Origin of the sequence: Marinomonas sp. PE14-40 (genome assembly GCF_051623805.1) — a bacterium.
Lineage (GTDB): Bacteria > Pseudomonadota > Gammaproteobacteria > Pseudomonadales > Marinomonadaceae > Marinomonas.
Genome location: NZ_CP130700.1, coordinates 2,868,345 through 2,888,147, shown reverse-complemented (window position 1 = coordinate 2,888,147; position 19,803 = coordinate 2,868,345). Strand labels below are relative to the sequence as shown.

16 protein-coding genes are annotated in these 19,803 nt (G+C 41.1%); 11 read left to right on the top strand and 5 right to left on the bottom strand.

Annotation, left to right across the window (positions count from 1 at the left end; genetic code table 11):
- Positions 1-42 precede the first annotated feature (42 nt).
- The 4 genes from Q0A08_RS13425 (at position 43) to Q0A08_RS13410 (ending at position 5,006) form a co-directional block, all read left to right on the top strand.
- A complete protein-coding gene (locus Q0A08_RS13425) occupies positions 43-1,044 on the top strand; it encodes a sterol desaturase family protein (RefSeq protein ID WP_438462041.1) in 1,002 nt (333 codons plus the stop codon).
- An 82-nt stretch (positions 1,045-1,126) separates the two neighbouring features.
- Complete coding sequence (locus tag Q0A08_RS13420; RefSeq protein ID WP_438462040.1) at positions 1,127-2,200, top strand: Fe(3+) ABC transporter substrate-binding protein; 1,074 nt, start codon at positions 1,127-1,129, stop codon at positions 2,198-2,200.
- Between the two features lie 53 nt (positions 2,201-2,253).
- Positions 2,254-3,906: an ABC transporter permease gene (locus tag Q0A08_RS13415; protein WP_438467641.1), complete on the top strand. Its 1,653-nt coding sequence runs from the start codon at positions 2,254-2,256 to the stop codon at positions 3,904-3,906.
- A 26-nt stretch (positions 3,907-3,932) separates the two neighbouring features.
- Positions 3,933-5,006 carry an ABC transporter ATP-binding protein gene (locus Q0A08_RS13410; protein WP_438462039.1) on the top strand — a complete coding sequence of 358 codons (1,074 nt, stop codon included), beginning with the start codon at positions 3,933-3,935 and terminating at the stop codon, positions 5,004-5,006.
- Between the two features lie 75 nt (positions 5,007-5,081).
- On the opposite strand, the gene Q0A08_RS13405 is transcribed toward Q0A08_RS13410, so the two are convergent.
- Positions 5,082-5,948, bottom strand: a complete 867-nt coding sequence (locus tag Q0A08_RS13405; RefSeq protein ID WP_438462038.1) for an HDOD domain-containing protein — start codon at positions 5,946-5,948, stop codon at positions 5,082-5,084.
- A 161-nt stretch (positions 5,949-6,109) separates the two neighbouring features.
- Here Q0A08_RS13405 and Q0A08_RS13400 point away from each other — a divergent pair, with 161 nt between their 5' ends.
- The gene (locus Q0A08_RS13400) at positions 6,110-7,315 is read left to right on the top strand and encodes a class I SAM-dependent rRNA methyltransferase (RefSeq protein ID WP_438467639.1); all 1,206 of its coding nucleotides are present in this window, start codon (positions 6,110-6,112) and stop codon (positions 7,313-7,315) included.
- A 59-nt stretch (positions 7,316-7,374) separates the two neighbouring features.
- Here the strand turns inward: Q0A08_RS13400 and Q0A08_RS13395 are convergent, their stop codons facing one another.
- On the bottom strand, positions 7,375-8,031 hold the full coding sequence (locus tag Q0A08_RS13395) for an HAD family hydrolase (protein ID WP_438462037.1): 657 nt from the start codon (positions 8,029-8,031) through the stop codon (positions 7,375-7,377).
- Between the two features lie 149 nt (positions 8,032-8,180).
- On the opposite strand from Q0A08_RS13395, the gene Q0A08_RS13390 reads away from it, so the two are divergent.
- From Q0A08_RS13390 to Q0A08_RS13370, 5 genes are all read left to right on the top strand, one after another.
- Positions 8,181-8,684, top strand: a complete 504-nt coding sequence (locus Q0A08_RS13390; RefSeq protein ID WP_036181759.1) for an RNA pyrophosphohydrolase — start codon at positions 8,181-8,183, stop codon at positions 8,682-8,684.
- 25 nt (positions 8,685-8,709) lie between these two features.
- A complete protein-coding gene (ptsP, locus tag Q0A08_RS13385; RefSeq protein ID WP_438462036.1) occupies positions 8,710-10,995 on the top strand; it encodes a phosphoenolpyruvate--protein phosphotransferase in 2,286 nt (761 codons plus the stop codon).
- A 99-nt stretch (positions 10,996-11,094) separates the two neighbouring features.
- Positions 11,095-11,907 carry a prolipoprotein diacylglyceryl transferase gene (lgt, locus tag Q0A08_RS13380; RefSeq protein ID WP_438462035.1) on the top strand — a complete coding sequence of 271 codons (813 nt, stop codon included), beginning with the start codon at positions 11,095-11,097 and terminating at the stop codon, positions 11,905-11,907.
- A 67-nt stretch (positions 11,908-11,974) separates the two neighbouring features.
- Positions 11,975-12,808 (top strand): thymidylate synthase, encoded by an 834-nt coding sequence (locus tag Q0A08_RS13375; RefSeq protein ID WP_438462034.1) that lies wholly within the window; start codon positions 11,975-11,977, stop codon positions 12,806-12,808.
- Between the two features lie 29 nt (positions 12,809-12,837).
- The gene (locus Q0A08_RS13370) at positions 12,838-13,359 is read left to right on the top strand and encodes a dihydrofolate reductase (RefSeq protein WP_438462033.1); all 522 of its coding nucleotides are present in this window, start codon (positions 12,838-12,840) and stop codon (positions 13,357-13,359) included.
- Between the two features lie 70 nt (positions 13,360-13,429).
- Here Q0A08_RS13370 and Q0A08_RS13365 read toward each other — a convergent pair whose 3' ends face one another.
- The 3 genes from Q0A08_RS13365 to ilvD form a co-directional block, all read right to left on the bottom strand.
- Positions 13,430-14,665, bottom strand: coding sequence for a PAS domain-containing protein (locus Q0A08_RS13365; protein ID WP_438462032.1), 1,236 nt, complete (start codon positions 14,663-14,665; stop codon positions 13,430-13,432).
- A 141-nt stretch (positions 14,666-14,806) separates the two neighbouring features.
- Positions 14,807-15,649: a 23S rRNA (adenine(2030)-N(6))-methyltransferase RlmJ gene (locus tag Q0A08_RS13360; RefSeq protein ID WP_438462031.1), complete on the bottom strand. Its 843-nt coding sequence runs from the start codon at positions 15,647-15,649 to the stop codon at positions 14,807-14,809.
- A 190-nt stretch (positions 15,650-15,839) separates the two neighbouring features.
- Positions 15,840-17,696 (bottom strand): dihydroxy-acid dehydratase, encoded by a 1,857-nt coding sequence (ilvD, locus tag Q0A08_RS13355; protein ID WP_438462030.1) that lies wholly within the window; start codon positions 17,694-17,696, stop codon positions 15,840-15,842.
- A 132-nt stretch (positions 17,697-17,828) separates the two neighbouring features.
- On the opposite strand from ilvD, the gene Q0A08_RS13350 reads away from it, so the two are divergent.
- Entirely contained in the window at positions 17,829-19,046 is a 1,218-nt protein-coding gene (locus Q0A08_RS13350; protein ID WP_438462029.1) for an EAL and HDOD domain-containing protein, read from the top strand.
- Positions 19,047-19,803 lie beyond the last annotated feature (757 nt).

Below are 19,803 nucleotides of genomic sequence, written 5' to 3'. Positions count from 1 at the left end.
TCTGATTCACAGACTAACTAAGATATTTGAGGCTATTCTGTAATGGAAGTATTTTGGAATGAGTATTGGCAAGCGCTTTTTGGGGATCTAATTAGCCCTCAAAAGAGAGTGTCTCTGACTTATTTGGTAAGTGCTTTCATTATTGCCCTTTTATGTCTCACCCTCTTTAGTAAGTATTCTATAAAACGTGCTGCACGGCATATTTTTCAAGCCAAAATTTGGTGGTCAGCGACCGCATTTGCTGATTATAAAACTCTCGTTATTAACACTTTTATCCTAAAGCTGATTTCACCTTTTTTATTAGCCAAGATGCTGGTGGCAATTTGGTTGTTTGAACAATTACATTGGCTAATGCCTGATAAACCTGAACCAAATATTTGGCCAACTTGGTTGGTCGTACTCTGTTTTACTGTTTTTCAGTTTGTATTGGATGATTTTTGTCGCTTTTATCTGCATAGACTTATGCATAAATGGCCTTTTTTATGGGCTTTTCACCAGGTTCATCATTCAGCAACAGAATTGAACCCTTTTACTGTGTTTAGAACGCATCCAATCGAGTCTGTTCTTTTCTCTTTGCGTTCAACTTTAAGTCAGGGCTTTTCAATTGCTTTGTTTTTTTACTTGCTTCCTAATCAGGTAGATATCTACATGGTATTAGGTGTGAATGTTGTCACTTTTGCTTTTAATCTTTTAGGTGCAAATTTACGTCATTCCAATGTGATGCTTTGTTATCCGCATTGGCTAGAAAAGATTTTTATTTCACCCGCACAGCATCAAATTCATCACTCAGTGGCTAGAGAGCATTGGGATAAGAATTTTGGTGTCGTGTTAGCGTGTTGGGATAGGTGGTTTAAGAGTTTTCATCACTCTGACCCAACTCAGACGCTTAAATTTGGACTGAACTCGGATACTAAGGAGAATCACAATTCTCTCCTTGCTCTATATCTATTACCTTTTTTGCAATCAGCCCGCTTTCTATGTGTTGAACCTTGTCAATTAGTGGTTAAAAAACTGAAAGCAGTACTAGAAAAGCGAAGGGTTTAAATATAAATGGTAATTAATTTCATTTATAATCCTTCTAATATTTTCACGATTTTTTATCAGAATAAATACGGCGACACTTTATATGTTAAACATTAATTCTAAAACACTCGTTACTAAACTTGCTCGTCCTCGCTTAAAGCTTTCTTCTATCTTGTCTCTTATTTTAGCTACAGGTCTATCATTACCTGTCATGGCTGACGAAGAAGTGAATGTTTACTCCGCTCGTAAAGAAGCATTGATCAAACCTATGTTGGATCGTTTCGAAGAAGAAACAGGTGTCACCGTAAACTTAATTACAGGATCGGCTGATGCTTTGTTAAGACGTTTACAGGTTGAGGGGGAGTATAGTCCTGCTGATATCTTTATTACCGTTGATGCTGGACGCTTACATAGAGCAAAAAAAGCAGGTGTCTTGCAGCCGTTTCAGACTTCGAAGATAGATGAATTAGTACCAGAGCATCTTCGTGATAGTGATGATTATTGGTATAGTTTATCACAGCGTTCGCGCACTATTTTTTATGCGAAAGATAAAGTGACGCCTGAGCAGCTGTCTAGTTATGAAGCGTTAGCAGACAGTGAGTGGAAAGGCCGTATTTGTGTTCGCTCATCAGGAAATATCTATAATCAATCATTGGTTGCTTCTATGATAGAGGTGAATGGAGCGAACGCGACCCAAGAATGGGTAAAAGGGCTGATGACTAATTTGGCACGACCTCCTTTTGGTGGTGATACCGATTTATTAAAAGCGGTTGCTACAGGCGTATGTGATGTAACCATTGCTAATACTTATTACTTTGGTCGTATGATGAAGAGTGATAATGCATTAGATCAATTGGTGGCAGAAAAGGTGGGTGTGTTTTGGGCTAACCAAGCAGAATCAGATCGTGGTGTACATATGAATGTGAGTGGTGCGGGTATTACCGCGGCATCAGTTAATAAAGACAGTGCCATTAAACTGATTGAGTTTTTATTATCTAGCGAAGCGCAAACTTGGTATGCAGATGTGAACAACGAATATCCAGTAGTGGATGGTATTGCGCCACCGGTTAATTTAGCGAGCTTTGGCGATTTTAGAACAGATAAAATCAGTCTGACAAAATTAGGTGATAATAACCTAGATGCCGTTAAAATAATGGATGCGGCGGGTTGGAAGTAACCTGCTATTGTGTGTTTGATGTTTTAACTAAACAGAATAAGTAGAAAGGAATGATGTTGGATCTAGCCAAAAGAATGACCTTGTTTCGACCTAATTGGTTGATGCTTGTTTCTGTTGCAGTTGCGCTTCTGTTGGCTTTGCCTGTGCTGGTTATCTTGACCAATGTACTCACAGGTCAAGCCAATGTTTGGCAGCATCTTATTGAGACTGTTCTCGCTGATTACATTTCTAGCTCTTTATTATTAATGTTGGGTGTTGGCGCTGGTAGCCTTCTATTAGGTGTCCCTACCGCTTGGTTGACCAGTGTTTGTCGCTTTCCTGGACATAAATGGTTAGCTTGGGCACTCTTATTACCCTTGGCTGTTCCTGCCTATATTATTGCTTACACTTATACTGGGTTATTAGATTTTGCGGGCCCCGTACAGACGTTAATTCGCAATCTGACCGGCCTTTCTTACGGAGAGTATTGGTTCTTCGAGGTACGCTCATTACCTGGCGCAATTGTGATGTTATCTCTTGTGCTTTATCCCTATGTTTACCTCATGTCTCGTGCGGCATTTTTAGAGCAATCTGCCAATACGCTAGAGGTAAGTCGTTCTTTAGGTTATAGCCATACCCGTTCCTTCTTTAAATTGGCACTACCTTTAGCAAGACCTGCCATTGTCGCAGGTGTTACTTTAGCCTTAATGGAAACCTTAGCCGATTACGGCACGGTTAAATACTTTGGTGTGACCAGTTTTACGACTGGAATCATGCGAACCTTTAATGGTTTTGGTGATGCGGCTGCGGCCTCCCAATTAGCCTCTGTACTCTTATTATTCGTTACCTGCCTCATTTTATTAGAGCGTTATTCAAGACGTCGAATCAGCTATCACTCTTCTGGTATACGTAAAGCATCCAACCGTAAAATTGAGTTAACTAAGAAACAAGGTATGTTTGCCGCATTTGTTTGCTTTTTACCTGTTTTATTAGGTTTTATTGTGCCTGGATTACAGCTCACTTATTGGGCTGTTTTTAGTTCAGAAGGAATTGATTCTTCATTTATTCAGCTGGCTTGGAACTCCTTATACCTTGCTGCGTTAGCCGCATTTATTGCAGTGATTTTAGCCCTCATATTGGCCTATGCGAGTCGTTTAAATAAGCGCAAAGCGGTGCAAGCTTCGGTTACGGTAGCCGGGTTAGGGTATGCTTTGCCAGGCACTATTATCGCTATTGGTATCATTATTCCTTTTGCTTGGTTAGATCATAAAATTATCGCTTGGGTACAAGATGTATTTGAGGTGCGATTCGGCTTAATTTTGTCAGGCACTTTATTCGCACTTTTATTTGCTTACACAGTGCGATTTATGGCGGTTTCACTAGGTGCTGTTCAAAGTGGATTAGGTAAAATTACCCCTAGCTTAGATGCTGCTGGACGCTCTTTAGGCTATAAACCTATGGATGTATTACGTAAAATACATCTGCCTTTAATGAAGAGTTCTGTATTAACAGCATTATTGATTGTTTTTGTTGATGTATTGAAAGAGTTACCTGCCACTTTGATATTAAGGCCGTTTAATTTTAATACTTTGGCTGTTAGGGCGTTTGAACTCGCCTCAGATGAGAGGTTAGCTGATGCTGCCCCTGCTTCCCTGATGATAGTACTAGTGGGCTTAGTCCCTGTTATTCTTCTGAGCCGTTCTATCGGCTCAGGTCAAGCGCATTAACCCTGAGTACGTTTTAAGTGAGAGATATGACTTCATTACCACCTGCTCATATGTTGACAGATCTAGATATTAAGAATGTATCTGTTTCTTATGATGATAAGGCCATTATTCAAGGCGTTAACTTTAAGTTAGTCGCTGGGCAAATTGGCTGTTTGTTGGGTCCAAGTGGCTGTGGTAAGTCAACTTTATTAAGAGCCATAGCTGGCTTTGAACAAGTCTCAGCCGGAGCGATCGAATTAGATGGTAAGATATTATCTAAACCTGGATCTTTGGTTAACCCTGAGCAGCGAAATATTGGCATGGTGTTTCAAGATGTGGCTTTATTTCCACACTTAACCATTAGCCAAAATATTGAGTTTGGTATTCAGCATTGGACAAAGTCAGAGCGTCAACAACGCACAGAGCATTTATTAAAATTAGTCGGTTTAAGTGGGTTTGAAACTAGGTACCCAAGTTCTCTGTCGGGTGGTCAACAACAACGAATTGCACTAGCTCGTGCTATGGCTCCTAAGCCTAAACTCTTATTAATGGATGAGCCTTTTTCGGGGCTAGACGCCAAGTTAAGAGAGGAGTTAGTGCCTGATGTAAGGGCAATTCTTTTAGCTGAAAAAATGAGTGCGATTTTGGTCTCTCATGACCAGATGGAAGCGTTTTCTATGGCTGATCAGATCGCTGTCATGAGTGAAGGGCAAATTCACCAGTTAGATACGGCTTATCAAATTTATCATAAACCAGCGACTAGATTTGTTGCGAGCTTTATTGGTCATGGAGATCTGTTACCTTCTAAAGTCTGTGGGCCAAACTGTGTGGTTTCTGACTTAGGCGAAATTAAAGGCAAAACAGACCACGGCTTTAAAGCCGATGAAGAAATTGATCTTCTTATTCGCCCTGATGATATCCTGCATGATGATGATAGTGCGTTTATGGGGGAGATAATCAGTAAATGGTTTAGAGGCTCTCACTTTTTATATCGAGTACGTTTATCGTCAGGTAAGGTTGTATATTGCTTTGCATCGTCTCACCATAATCATTGTGTTGGTCAGTCGATCGGTTTATCCGTTAACTTAGATCATTTGGTGTTATTTCCAAGAGAGTCTTAATCTGATTTCAAATGTCCAAAAAGCAAAAAAGGAAGCTCTTTAGCTTCCTTTTTTAATTGTTTAACGAAGTTTAGGCTAGCTGACCCCGACACCTTGTTCGTGGCAAACTTCAACAATCCCTTCAAAGTCATATTGAGTTAATTCTAAATGTTCTAGGCAGTAATGACCGACTTTCTCCCACTCATGGTCAAATTGAGCATTACCTACTAATTTATAAGTACTGCAAATATGCTCCGCCATTTTTAAGATAGAAGCGAAGGTTAGCGTTTTTGTATCGCCAGCAATACGCTCGCCAAAGAGTTTTTCAAGTCTGTGTTGGTGGGCTATAACATGAGAGCAGGTCTTTGGTAAACCCCAAGATTTGGCAAGGTAATAGCCAATGACTGAGTGGTTGGTTTTAAAATGTTTGTTTTCTAAGTTAGTCAGTTGGAAGTCTGGGTCACTATAACCTTCTTCAAGAATCGGCTGATAGCCTTTAAAGCGCTGCATCATAAGGGGGATGCCAGCGTTATGAAATAGGCCTAATGCGTAACATTCATCTTGGTATTTAAAACCAATTTGTTTGGCGATACTTGAGCAAACGGCAGCCACATCCATGGCATTGTCCCAAAAGCTGTGTAATGAGGCGATTGAGTCATCTGACAGCTCACTTTTAACTGCAAGTGCATTGATGATATTCGCTACGCTATTGATACCAAGCATCATAACGGCTTGTTTGATAGAGGTGATTTTTCTTTGTAAACCAAAAAACGCTGAGTTAACGAACTTCAACATAGCAGCAGAAAGGCCAACATCTTGTGAAATAATTTGGGCGATTCTATCCATGTCGGGCTCGGGCATGGCTTGTTCCATATGAAGATCAACCATCACCTGGGGTTGTGGTGGTATGGTGATGCCTTGGAGTACACGTTTTAACTGGTCTGTGCTTAGGTCGGAAGACATGACTACTCGATAAAATTAACTGGAAAATGTCAGTGTGAAAACGCTATAAAATGGGCACAATAAAGAATAATAGAAAATTAATCGTATGAAAACGATTAGAATGCCGCAAAATCATAGCAAAATCTAGCCCAGTAATTATAATGCTTTTTTCTCTTTCGTGGATGATTATTTTGAGTGTAATACGACTAAAAGGCCAAGCAGACAGACGTTTAAGAGCAGGCCATCAATGGATTTACAGTAATGAAGTAAATACAGATGCTACTCCTCTGAAACAGTTCTCAGCTGGTGATCAGGTGGTAGTCGAAGCGGCTAATGGTAAACCATTAGGTATTGCTATGATTAATCCAAACACCTTGATTTGTGGCCGTCTGATTAGTCGCGACCTTAAATCTCCAATGGATAAATCCCTTGTTGTGCATCGCTTAAAAATTGCTTTGTCATTGCGAGAGTCTGTTTATCCTGCGCCTTATTATCGTCTTGTTTTTGGTGACTCTGATGGCCTATCAGGCCTAGTTGTGGATCGTTTTGCTGATATTTTAGTAGTACAGATTTCGACAGCTGGTATGGAACGCATTAAAGAAGAGATAGTGACAGCACTGCAAGAGGTGATTAAGCCTTCTGCTATCCTGATGAAAAATGATGGCAAGATGCGTGATGTGGAAGGCCTAAACTCATATGTAGAAGAAGCCTTTGGTACTGTACCAGAAGTCGTTTACTTACAAGAAAACGAAGTCTTGTTTGAAGCACCTGTTTGGGATGGTCAAAAAACAGGTTGGTTTTATGATCACAGAGAGAACCGCAAAACCCTACAAACCTTTAGCCCAGGCAAGCGCGTATTAGATGTTTTCTCTTATGTTGGTGGCTGGGGGGTACAGGCTGCATCTGCTGGTGCGACTGATGTGACCTTTATTGATGCTTCTGAAAAAGCATTAGGTCATGTAGAAAGCAATTTGACGATGAACCAGTACGAAGGCAATGCAAACCTGATGCAAGGAGATGCTTTTGAGTCTATGCAATCTCTAATTGATGATAAGCAAAGGTTTGATGTGGTTGTGATAGATCCGCCAGCCTTTATCACACGTCGTAAAGATACTAAGTCAGGTGAGAGTGCTTATTATAGAGCAAACCAATTGGCTATGCGTTTAGTTGCAAAAGGTGGCACCTTGGTTACCGCATCTTGCTCAATGCATTTAAAAGAAGAGAAGTTACATGAGATTGTTCGCAGTAATTCACGTTCTTTAGAGCGTTTCTCTCAGCTTATTTATCGCGGTACTCAAGCGCCAGATCATCCTGTGCATGCATCGATTGAAGAAACAGAATACCTAAAAGCACTTTTCTACCGTATCCATAATAATATGGGACTTTAATAGCGAGTGTTATTCTATAAAAAAGGCAGCTTAGGCTGCCTTTTTTTGTGTCGTTGAGATTAATCTCGTAATGAAATGTGTTGCCAGTTTCTTTGCTCAGCAAGCTGACTAAGTTTGTCATCACCATCGACAACAATAGGCTGGCTAACCAGTTCAAGCAAAGGCAGGTCATTATGAGAGTCACTATAAAAATAGCTGCCTTCTAATGTGTGGCCCGTTTCTTCAAGCCAAGCATTTAATCGCGTGACCTTGCCTTCCTGAAAACTTGGAATCCCTGTTACTTTACCTGTATAGCGACCTTCTTTGATTTCTGGCATAGGTGCAATAAGGTGATCCATACCAAAATATTGACTGATCGGGCCTGTTACAAACTCGTTGGTAGCCGTGATAATCATTAAGAAATGGCCTTTTTCTTTATGCTCTTTAATCAGGTTTAGCGCTTTGTCTTGCATCATGGGCATGATCTTCTTAGCCATGAACTTGCTATGTAGATCGTCAAGTTGAGCCTGATTGAATTGAGTCAATGGCGCTAAACTAAAGGCTAAGTATTCATGAATATCAAGGCCGCCAGAAAGGTAGTCTTGATAGAATTTATCATTGGCTGTTTTGTATTTATCAGCATCTACTATGCCTTCTTCTACTAAAAACTGCCCCCAATTGTAGTCACTATCACCCGAGAGTAGGGTGCCGTCTAGATCAAAAATTGCCAGTGTCACAGGACTTCCTTAATACATGATTTTGCCTGAAAGTATACCCTCCATGAGAATAATTAACAGCGGTTCGATTTGTGAAGAAGGGGGAAATATGGAACAATGGCGTAATTTATTTTAACTTTCGAAAGAACGATTTTAAAAGGTAATAGCTCGTGATTGATGCGGACGGATATAGACCGAATGTGGGCATCATACTGATGAACGAGCGTGGCCAACTTCTATGGGCTCGACGAATTGGGCAAAATGCTTGGCAGTTTCCACAAGGTGGAATTAAGCATGATGAAACGCCAGAAGAGGCGCTTTTTCGTGAACTCAAAGAAGAGGTGGGGTTAGAGCCTCATCAAGTAGAAATCATCGGGAAAACCCGAGGTTGGTTACGTTACCGTTTGCCAAAACGTATGTTGAGGCACAATAGTAAGCCGCTTTGTATCGGCCAGAAACAAAAGTGGTATTTGTTATCCATACGCTGTGCTGATGCCTGTGTATGTGTTGATTCGGCAGACTGTCCAGAGTTCGACGGTTGGCGTTGGGTAAGTTATTGGTATCCTTTAGGGCAAGTTGTCGCATTTAAAAAAGATGTGTACCGACGGGCGCTAAAAGAACTGATTCCTAATGCCCATAAAAGGTTAAAGAAACTCGACAAATCCGTGGCCTAACGGATTTTTGCTTGTAAGGAAAGCTATGCTAGGTTTGCTCAGACGTATTACACAGGAAGTAACAGCGGCTCAGTCGCTGCCAGCTGCACTGGACATCATTGTCCGTCGTGTACGACGCGCTATGCGTGCCGAAGTTTGTTCTATTTATCTAGTTGATCCTAACTCCCAAGATTATATCTTGATGGCGACTCGCGGATTGAACTCCGAAGTCGCCGGACAAGCAAGTCTTAAACCTGATGAAGGTCTTGTTAGTTTAGTCGGTCGCCGTGCTGAACCGGTTAACTTAGAAGATGCTCACTCCCATCCGTCATTTCATTATTTGAAAGGTACGGGTGAAGAGCGTTATCAATCCTTCTTAGGGGTTCCTATTATTCACCATCGCCAAGTACTTGGTGTATTGGTGGTACAGCACGAAGATAAGCGCCGTTTTGATGAAGGTGAAGAAGCTTTCTTAATTACCTTGTCGGCTCAATTAGCAGGGGTTATTGCTCATGCTGAAGCGACAGGCGCTATGACGAGTTTAAACTCAAATGCTAAGCCTGAAGGCGATCTTAGATATAAAGGGATCGCAGGTAGCTCTGGTGTCGCTATAGCTAAGGCAATAGTGGTATATCCGCCAGCGGACCTTAATGTTATCCCTGATCGTAAAATTGATAACATTGAGGCTGAGTTAAGCGCTTTTAACGCGGCGTTATTAGCGGTTCGAAAAGACATTAAAAAAGCAGGGAACAGGCTTTCAAAACACCTTTCCAGTGACGAAAAAGCCCTGTTTGATGTTTATTTGAAAATGTTGGACGACAATGCGCTAGCTTATGAAATTGAGCAAAAGATTCGAGCGGGTAATTGGGCTCAGGGTGCTTTGCGTGAAGTTATCCAATTTCATATTTCCCACTTTGATCGTATGGATGATCCTTACTTAAGAGAAAGGGCCTCTGACTTACGTGATCTAGGGCGACGCATTCTGTCGCACTTACAGGAAAATGCTCCAAATCTTGCTGATCGTTTTAGCGAATCAGCCATTATTGTTGGTGAAGAGTTAACAGCTTCCATGCTAGGGGAAGTGCCGCTTGATAAGATTAAGGGTTTAGTTTCTGTCATGGGGTCAGGTAACTCACATGTGGCGATTTTAGCCCGTGCCATGGGAATACCCACAGTAATGGGGGCTTTGGATCTGCCTTACACCCAACTTGAAAATGTCGATATGATTATCGATGGTTATCAAGGTCAGGTTTTTACCTATCCGTCTGATCATCTGATAGAAAGCTTCCAGCAAATTGTTGATGAAGAAAAAGCACTAGAAGAAGAATACCTTACTCTTAAAGATTTACCTTGTGAGACCTGTGATGGTCACCGCTTATCTTTATTTGTTAACACAGGTTTATCGGCTGATATCTGGCGTTCATTGGACCGTGGAGCAGAAGGCATCGGCCTTTACCGTACGGAAGTGCCATTTATGGTGCGAGAACGCTTTCCGACAGAAGCAGAGCAGGTTGCTATTTACCGCCAGCAACTTGAAGGTTTTGCCCCTGCGCCAGTCACTGTGCGTACCTTGGATATTGGTGGGGATAAGGCGTTACCTTATTTTCCTATTAAAGAAGAAAACCCATTTTTAGGTTGGCGTGGTATCCGTGTCACCTTAGACCATTTAGAAATTTTCTTGGCGCAAATTCGTGCCATGATCAAAGCCAGCGCGGGTTTACATAATCTTAAAATTTTATTACCTATGATTTCGAATGTAGCGGAAGTTGAAGATGCTTTAGCTTTAGTTCGTCGTGCTTACGCTGAAATAAAAGAAGAAGGTTATGATGTAAAAATGCCCGAAGTGGGGGTTATGATCGAAGTGCCTGCCGCAGTTTACCAAGTTAAGCAACTTGCTTCTTTGGTGGACTTTATGTCGGTGGGTAGTAATGATTTAACCCAATACTTGTTGGCAGTCGACCGTAATAATCCAAGAGTGGCGGATTTATATAATAGTTTTCACCCGGCTGTTTTAAGAGCATTACTTAATATTGTAATAGAAGCTCAACATGAATCTATTAGTTTAAGTGTCTGTGGCGAGATGGCTGGTGACCCAATGGGAGCTATTTTATTGATGGCGATGGGGTATGACATTCTTTCCATGAGTGCGACCAGTTTGCCTAAAGTCAAAGCTGTGATTCGAAATATCACAGAAGAACAGGCTCAGCTCATGCTTGAGCAAGTAATTGGCTTAGCACATGCCGATGCTGTCGTGCAGACAATGAACCGACTAATGAGAGAAGCAAATATTGAGCGTTTAGTGCGTCCAAGTAAGAGTAAATCTAGCAAATAATTAAGATGAGTCATGATGTTAGTGAACCTAATTCTTGATTAAGGCTCTTATCCAGAACACAAAATTAACCTAAAACGCTCGTTATTAAGTAGATAATTTATGATCGACTATCCAAATATTGATCCTGTTGCAATTGAAATTGGACCCCTTGCTGTGCATTGGTACGGCATTATGTATCTTATAGGTTTTGCTGGCGCTTACTTATTAGGAAATTACCGAGCTAAGCACTCCGCTGGCGCTTGGAGTCAAGAACAAGTCAGTGACATGATTTTTTACGGCGCTATGGGAGTTATCCTTGGCGGACGTATTGGTTATGCTTTTTTCTATCAGTTTGACCGACTATTAGCCGAACCTTTAAGTATTTTACGTGTATGGGAAGGGGGCATGTCATTCCATGGTGGTTTGATTGGCGTTATTCTCGCTATGATACTTTTTGCGCGTAAGTACAATAAACACTTTGTGGATGTTATGGACTTTCTTGCGCCGTTAGTCCCTATTGGTTTAGGGACTGGTCGATTAGGTAACTTTATTGGTGGCGAATTATGGGGACGCCAGACTGATGTTTCTTGGGCGATGATTTTCCCTACAGATCCTCTTCAGCTTGCTAGACACCCTTCTCAGTTATACCAATTTGCTTTAGAAGGTGTTTTGCTTTTCTCTATACTTTGGCTAATTTCTCGGACACCTAAACCGCGCTACTTTGTTTCAGCAAGTTTTCTAGCCTTTTATGGCTTATTTAGAATTCTAGTTGAGTTCTTCCGCGAACCTGACTCTCATATTGGTTACATCGCCTTTGGTTGGTTAACGCAAGGACAACTACTTTCAATACCCATGCTACTGGCTGGCTTAGCTTTGATTATTTATAGCTTACAAAAACAGCAAATCAGTCAGCCTTTAGCAGCAAAAAAATAAGCGTTGAAAGGGGCTTCTAGCCCCTATATGATGCGCCGCATAAAAGATCAAAACATAGGTAATAAATATGCTTCCTTATATTCAACTTCTTAATGACGTCCTCGAAAATGGGCAATTTAAGGGTGACCGCACTGGCACAGGTACCTATAGCGTTTTTGGCCGTCAAGTTCGTTACGACTTAGCAGAAGGTTTTCCTTTATTAACCACTAAAAAGCTGCATATACGTAGTATCTTGCATGAGCTTCTATGGTTTTTAAAAGGCGAAACAAACATTCAGTATCTGTCAGAAAATGGCGTGACTATCTGGGATGAGTGGGCAACAAAAGAAGGCGAGCTCGGCCCTGTTTATGGTGCACAATGGCGTTCTTGGAAAGGCCATGATGGACAGGAATATGATCAGGTTACGGAACTAATTAAAGGCTTGAAAAGCAACCCTAATAGCCGTCGACATATTATTAATGGTTGGAATGTTGCTTGTTTACCTGATGAATCTAAAGCCCCTGATGTGAATGCGGCTGAAGGTCGAATGGCGTTACCACCTTGTCATGTGCTTTATCAATTTTATGTCTGTGATAACAAGCTAAGTGCTTCGTTATATATTCGTAGTAACGACTTGTTTTTAGGTAATCCTTATAACACTGCTTCTTTGGCGTTTTTGACGCATATGATTGCGCAGCAATGTGATATGGAAGTGGGTGAAATAGTGATTTCAATTGGTGATTGTCATTTATATAGCAATCATATTGAGCAGGCTAAAATTCAAGTTCAGCGTACACCTAAGGCATTGCCTAAGCTGAAAATTCACAGGAAGCCTGAGTCTATTTTTGATTATAAGTTTGAAGACTTTGAGATCCTAGATTATGACCCAGAGCCTCATATTCCTGCGCCTATTGCGATTTAAATATTACCCTGAATAAGTGAGGTAAATGAATGTTGTCCTTAATTGTTGCTATGGCACAAAACAATGTCATTGGCATTAATAATAGCCTGCCTTGGCACTTACCGAATGACCTTAAGTACTTCAAGAAAGTGACCATGGGTAAGCCCATTATTATGGGGCGTAAAACCTATGAGTCTATAGGTAAGCCATTGCCTGGTCGTCGTAATATTGTGATTACCAGACAAGCTGATTATACAGGTGTCGGTGAGAATGATGCGATAGATGTTGTGACATCGTTAGAGCAAGCGGTTGAATTAGGTGAAAGCATTGCCTTGGTTGAAGGGCATGAAGAAGTGATGGTGATTGGTGGTGCTGAAATTTACAAGCAGGCCTTAGTGGAAGCTGATCGTTTATACATTACTCATGTATTGGCTGATGTTGAGGGTGATGCTTATTTTCCAGAACTTGATTGGTCTTTGTATGATGAAGTTGGTCATGAAGATTTTGAAGCATCTGGCCATAATCCTTATGACTACCGTTTCAGTATTTATCAAGCGAAAGACTTAGATTAGATTTATTTTCTTTCCAAATAAAAAATGCACTTTTAAGTGCATTTTTTATTTCTAAATTTTATCTCTAGTACTATTTTAACTCTAAAATAGTGTCGTCATTGGCATAAGCTTCAACCGCATTGTTAGCACTCTCTGCTAGTTCTTCAATCGTTTCTCCGTCTTCGGGGAAGGTTGCTACCCCAGCGCAGATAGAGAGAGCATGTGAATCACCATCTTTCTTAGTGAAATTCAGGCTATGGACAGAATTTATGGCTTCATCCAACATTTGCTTAGCATCTTTGACGTTAGTATTAGGCAGCAGTAATAATAATTTATCAGAAGCGACCCTGGCTAAAATATCTCCCTCACGAATATTTCGATAAAGGTCTTTAGCTGCCATTTTTATAATCTGGTTTTTTTCTTCATAAATGAGCTGGCTAAGTGCACCGTCAGCATTTAGATTGATTTTTACCATGGTTAAAGGTGTGTACTGGCGTTTCGCTAGGCCTAGTTGCTTCTTAAAGTGTGTGGTTGCCGCGCTGTGGGTAAGTAGTCCTGTTAAGTCATCAAAGGTTGCTTGTCGGCGTAAATGCTTCTCTAGCTTCTTCTGAGAGCTTATATCTTCGATAAAGCCGACCGTCTTAGCGATACTGTTATCACTGTTGACGGCATAAATCAGGCCTCTTTCTTTGACCCAAAGATAATTACCATTGCCTTGTAAAATACGATAGCTGGCTTCGTAGTTTTTACTGGCATCCGCAATATGCTGTTCGACTATTTGCTTAAGGTTCGCTAGATCTTCAGGGTGTACCAAGCAATGCCAAGTGGCTGTCGATTTGGGGCTGGATTGAACTGAACAGCCGATCAAATCACATAATGACTCAGAACACTCTACTGCATCGGTTTCTATATCCCATACCCAAAGTCCTGATGAGGATTCTGACAAGGCGAGTTTTAATAATGAGTTTTCAGCGCTAGCAAGGTCTAGATGTTCAGCGCTGTATAAACAAACAAGAAAGTGCTCTTCATCTAGCTCTTGGAAGTGTAATTCTGATTTTATTTCTTTCTCACCCAATAATAGGGTGTCACAGCAACGGGCTGCTTTGTCGCTTTGCATCGTTTGGCTAAAGCTTTGCCACTGAGCTTTTGTTTGAGTGTTTTGGCTCAGACTGAGCCAGTTAGTGGGTAAGTCATGCTCTTGTTTGTTGAAAACATCTTCAAAAGCTTGGTTGTGTTCGAGAATGTCGCCACTGATTTTATGCAAAATAAAAGCAGATGTGGGCATGAGCTTAAAGGCATTTTGAAAAAAACGGTTATTGGCTGACATTTTCTACTCCACTTTTATTTTAGGTTGCAACTAACCTGTCCCTGAATAGCATTAGTCATATTTATTAAGACTAATGCCTTTTTGGTTTTACGGTAAACTTTTTATCAAGTCTACGCCATTTGTGTTAACACTTGTTGATTATTATTCTGGTGTTATCCAGCGAAGCTGAAAACTTGATTTGCTGTCTTCTTGCAAAAGCGCCTTCAAGACAGGTAAAAACTCTTGCGCTTCGCTTTCCAGTTTCCATGGTGGATTAACGATTATCATGCCGCTGCCATTCATGCCTTTATCTGCGTTATCATCACGGATATTCAATTCAAGCAAAAGTGTATTACGAATTTTTGTTCTTTGTACGGCATTGATTAGTCCATCTGCTTGTTTTCGTGAAAGCACTGGGTACCAGATAGCATAAGTGCCATGAGAAAAACGTTGATGGCCATCAACTAGAGCCTTTACTACAGTCTTATAATCTTCTTTGACCTCGTAAGGGGGATCCATCAGTACCAGTCCACGTTTTTGTGGTGGTGGAAGCATGGCTTTAACTGCCGCGAACCCATTACCTTTCTCAACATTGGCGCGACGTTTGTTCGGAAACAAAGCGGCTAAGGTTGGATAATCTTTTGGGTGTAACTCGCACAGGTGCATCTTATCTTTTTGACGGGTATAGGCTTCAACGACCTTAGGGCTGCCTGGATATAGTTTAAGGTTGGTCGTTGGGTTCATGTCTTTAACAATTTTCAGAAAACGCTTAATGCTTTCTGGTGGTTTTTTAAGCTCAAGTAACTGCGAGATCCCTGTCTTGAACTCTTTGTTCATTTGGGCTTGCTGAGAGTCTAATGCGTATTGGCCAATCCCAGCATGAGTATCAAGATAAAAGAAAGGTGATTCTTTCGCGGTTAAATGATGGCAAATTTGGCTCACAACAAGGTGTTTCAAAATGTCGGCATGATTGCCTGCATGATAAATATGGCGATAGCTAAGCATAATGGCTCTCTAAATAAAAAGGCCGTGGGATCACCCCACGGCCTTGGTGTCTACTGATACGCTATTTTATTGAGAAATAGCCAGTAGCGATAGTCACCAACACAATTAGTCTCCTAATAGTGTTGGTTTATTCTCTGTGCCTTGAACTAAATGGATGGCTTTTAGATAAAAACCATCCAGATAGATTTAGCTACATTGATTCGCCATCTAACAAATCAAGATTACGTACAGCACCTTTATCTGCGCTGGTTGCAAAGTGAGCATAGACTTTCAAAGCAGGTGTTACTTTACGAGGCCTTACTTTTTCAGGTTTCCAAGCGTTTGTACCCTTGGCTTCCATTGCTGCTCGACGTTCAGCAAGCTCTTCATCAGACAGTAGAACATTGATAGAACGGTTAGGGATATCGATGCGAATTATGTCACCGTTTTTAACCAAGCCAATTGCGCCACCTGATGCTGCTTCTGGCGATACGTGGCCAATAGATAGGCCTGATGTACCACCAGAGAAGCGGCCGTCAGTTAGTAGTGCACAGGCTTTACCTAGACCTTTAGACTTAATGTAAGAGGTTGGATAAAGCATTTCTTGCATGCCTGGGCCACCACGAGGTCCTTCGTAACGAACGATCACAACATCACCCGCTTTGACTTCGTCTGCTAGGATATTGCTGACAGCTTCATCTTGAGACTCTGTGATGTGAACTGGACCTTCAAATACTAAGCAAGACTCATCAACCCCAGCGCTTTTAACGATACAACCGTTAAGCGCTATGTTACCTGTTAGGACTGCAAGGCCGCCTTCTAAGGAATAGGCATTTTCTATATTTCGAATACAACCACTTTCACGGTCCCCATCAACAGAAGGCCAGCGTGTTGCTTGGCTAAATGCTGTCTGTGTTGGAATACCAGCAGGGCCTGCTTTATAGAACTCCATGACTTCTGGCGTTGGCTTACGCATAATATCCCAGTTTTCTAGGGCTTCTGTCATAGTTGGTGCATGTACCGTGTGTACTTGGTTATGTAGTAAACCTGCACGGTCAATTTCACCCAAAATACCAAAAATACCGCCTGCTCTATGCACGTCTTCAATGTGGTATTTAGGTGAGTTAGGTGCCACTTTACAGAATTGAGGGATTTTACGAGATAAACGATCGATGTCTTCCATCGTAAAATCCACACCTGCTTCATGAGCAATGGCCAATAAATGTAAGATGGTGTTGGATGATCCACCCATAGCAATATCAAGTGTCATACAGTTTTCAAATGCTTCGTAAGAAGCGATAGCTCTTGGTGACCAATGAGCTTCATCTTGCTCGTAAAAGCGCTTAGTAATATCAACGATGCGTCGACCGGCTTCTAAGAATAGTCCTTTACGATCTGCATGAGTGGCTAGCATGGTGCCATTACCAGGCAGGCTTAAGCCCATTGCTTCGGTCAAGCAATTCATTGAGTTTGCTGTAAACATACCTGAACAAGAACCACAGGTAGGACAAGCAGAGCGCTCGTATTCAGCAACTTGTTCATCTGTTGCGTTATCGTCCACAGCGATAACCATAGCATCAACAAGGTCTAATTTGTGTTCTGAAAGCTTGGTTTTACCCGCTTCCATTGGACCGCCTGACACAAAAATAACGGGAATATCAAGGCGCATTGCAGCCATTAACATGCCGGGTGTGATTTTGTCACAGTTTGAAATACAGACTAGCGCATCAGCACAATGGGCATTAACCATGTACTCAACAGAATCTGCAATTAAGTCGCGAGAAGGTAAGCTGTAAAGCATGCCGTCATGACCCATAGCAATACCATCGTCCACAGCAATGGTATTAAATTCTTTTGCAACGCCGCCAGCTTTTTCAATTTCACGTGCTACCAGTTGTCCCATGTCTTTTAAATGGACATGACCTGGTACAAATTGAGTGAATGAATTGGCTACCGCAATGATAGGTTTATGAAAATCTTCATCTGTCATTCCGGTGGCACGCCATAAGGCGCGAGCCCCAGCCATATTACGGCCGGAGGTAGTAGTTTTTGAACGATATACTGGCATGTTAACCCCACATGGTACTTTTGTATCTTTTAAGGTTAAGCATGTTACCAAGTTTATTTGTAACACCCAATGGCAATTTCTTGGGAATCGGGCGACACTAGCTATGTATTCTTTATTTTGGCCAGATGAATTATGGAAAATAGGTTCGATATTTACACTCTTGTTACGCTTGCCCGTCAGCCTATTCTAGACGCGAAGCAATCTATTTATGGTTACGAGCTTTTGTATCGTGGTAGTGGTACGGCAACGGATGCTGAAATTTTTGATGATGTCAGTGCGACGGCACAAGTGGTCTCAACGGCTTTACTTGAAATAGGTATGTCCAACTTGGTGGGTTCGGGTAAGGCCTTTGTAAACTTCCCCAGAACCTATTTGTTAAACCCAAGTGGTGTACCGCTAGATCGCGAGCAAGTTGTGATTGAAGTGTTAGATAACTCTAATTTCGATGCCGTCTTACTTGCTTCCTTAAGAAAGTGGAAAAATTCAGGGTATGACATCGCGTTAGATGATTTGCGCTTTGAAGCCAAGTTGACACCATTTATAGAGCTTGCAAGTTTTGTGAAGCTAGACCTGCAAGCATTAGGACGAGATGCTTTTATTACTGAGTTAGAAGCCTTTAGAAACTTCAATGTGAAAGTTATCGCTTGTAAGGTGGAAACTTGGGACGAATTTAATTTCTGTCGCATGCTAGATGTGGATTTCTTTCAGGGATACTTTTTTGAGAAACCACAAACCATAGAGCGCAAAGCGGTCAAAGTGAATAGCATGACCTTGTTACAGCTGATGGCTGAGTTGCTTAAGAGTAATGAGCTTTCGGTGGATGAGTTAGATCGCATTGTGAGCCAAGATGTTGGGCTGGTTCATAAGCTTTTAAAATACTTAAATTCGCCTGTTACAGGGCTTATTGCTTCAGTAGACAGTGTAAAGCTTGCGATTGTGCTGGTGGGTGCGGAACAGCTAAAAGCATTAACTAGTTTGTTACTTATGTCTGAAATGGTAGGTGATAGACATGCGCTACTGCAGCAGGTCTTGATTCGAGCAAAGCATGCTGAATTATTTGCAGTGAAAATGGGATATGCAAATCAAGATAAATACTTTTTAGCAGGTATGTTATCCATGATAGATGTGTGCATGGGGATGGATTTGCCTGATGTTCTGGCTTCTTTACCATTACCAGGAGAGCTTGCCAGTGCAATAGTGAATAGAAGCGGGAAGATAGGTCTGACCTTGAACCAAATTGAGCAATATTCCAAAGGGCATCAAGTAACGGGAACTGTGCCACAAGAAACACTGAAAGAAACTTATTTAGAAGCAATTTCTTGGGTTGATGACTTCTTAAGCTCTATTTAAGTTGCTTTTCTTTTTAATAAAACTGTTTTTTGTGAGAAATGGCCTACATGTTTGTAGGCCATTTCTTTTTGTTTTGTAGGTGTTGTGATTCTTGTATTGTAATTTATTCATAACCTGTTGAAATATAATGAGAATATCTGATTTTTATAACCTTTTTAGAATGTTGCAACGTGTGAGAATACTGTTACATTAAAGACATCCAGAGGGAAACTCATGGAATGAAGCGGAAGTAAGGATTGCTGAATACAGGATGTATTGAGGACTTCTAGAAGTCAATCACAGGGATTTGTGGTCAGTCGAAGGGAATCGATCGAACGGATTTGATAGCTAATTTTACATTGATGTAAATTAGAAACCAGGATAGGTTTGAATCACGAACGATGATGAAATGGATTTCCGCTCATTGGATGAGTAACTTAATGGAATAAGAGTGAAAACAGGGCAGCTTAAAGCTGCCCTTTTTTGTGCCTGAGTATTCTCCGCTGATAAGAAGTTATATCTGGTTTTTACTTTGATTTAACGTGCAAATAATTAGAGCAAGGTTAGCTGATAATAAAACTTAAAAATAAATCGAAGAATTTGTAAGAGATCGCCTACATCTGTGTAGGAAATATCTTGTTGTTCTGTAGGTGTTGTGAATAAATGTCTGTAGTTTTAATTTAAGTTATTGAAAGGTAATGGGTTTTACTGGATTCTTTAATATTTCTTAGGACTTGAATCTTAGCTGTTTAGTGGTAAATTAAAGACATCCAAACGG

Coding starts and splice junctions, on each gene's coding strand:
- ilvD (WP_438462030.1), bottom strand. CDS start 17,696: ATGCCAGTATATCGTTCAAAAACTACTACCTCCGGCCGTAATATGGCT.
- Q0A08_RS13405 (WP_438462038.1), bottom strand. CDS start 5,948: ATGTCTTCCGACCTAAGCACAGACCAGTTAAAACGTGTACTCCAAGGC.
- Q0A08_RS13375 (WP_438462034.1), top strand. CDS start 11,975: ATGCTTCCTTATATTCAACTTCTTAATGACGTCCTCGAAAATGGGCAA.
- Q0A08_RS13425 (WP_438462041.1), top strand. CDS start 43: ATGGAAGTATTTTGGAATGAGTATTGGCAAGCGCTTTTTGGGGATCTA.
- Q0A08_RS13365 (WP_438462032.1), bottom strand. CDS start 14,665: ATGTCAGCCAATAACCGTTTTTTTCAAAATGCCTTTAAGCTCATGCCC.
- Q0A08_RS13415 (WP_438467641.1), top strand. CDS start 2,254: ATGTTGGATCTAGCCAAAAGAATGACCTTGTTTCGACCTAATTGGTTG.
- Q0A08_RS13420 (WP_438462040.1), top strand. CDS start 1,127: ATGTTAAACATTAATTCTAAAACACTCGTTACTAAACTTGCTCGTCCT.
- Q0A08_RS13350 (WP_438462029.1), top strand. CDS start 17,829: ATGGAAAATAGGTTCGATATTTACACTCTTGTTACGCTTGCCCGTCAG.
- Q0A08_RS13400 (WP_438467639.1), top strand. CDS start 6,110: ATGATTATTTTGAGTGTAATACGACTAAAAGGCCAAGCAGACAGACGT.
- Q0A08_RS13410 (WP_438462039.1), top strand. CDS start 3,933: ATGACTTCATTACCACCTGCTCATATGTTGACAGATCTAGATATTAAG.
- lgt (WP_438462035.1), top strand. CDS start 11,095: ATGATCGACTATCCAAATATTGATCCTGTTGCAATTGAAATTGGACCC.
- ptsP (WP_438462036.1), top strand. CDS start 8,710: ATGCTAGGTTTGCTCAGACGTATTACACAGGAAGTAACAGCGGCTCAG.
- Q0A08_RS13360 (WP_438462031.1), bottom strand. CDS start 15,649: ATGCTTAGCTATCGCCATATTTATCATGCAGGCAATCATGCCGACATT.
- Q0A08_RS13370 (WP_438462033.1), top strand. CDS start 12,838: ATGTTGTCCTTAATTGTTGCTATGGCACAAAACAATGTCATTGGCATT.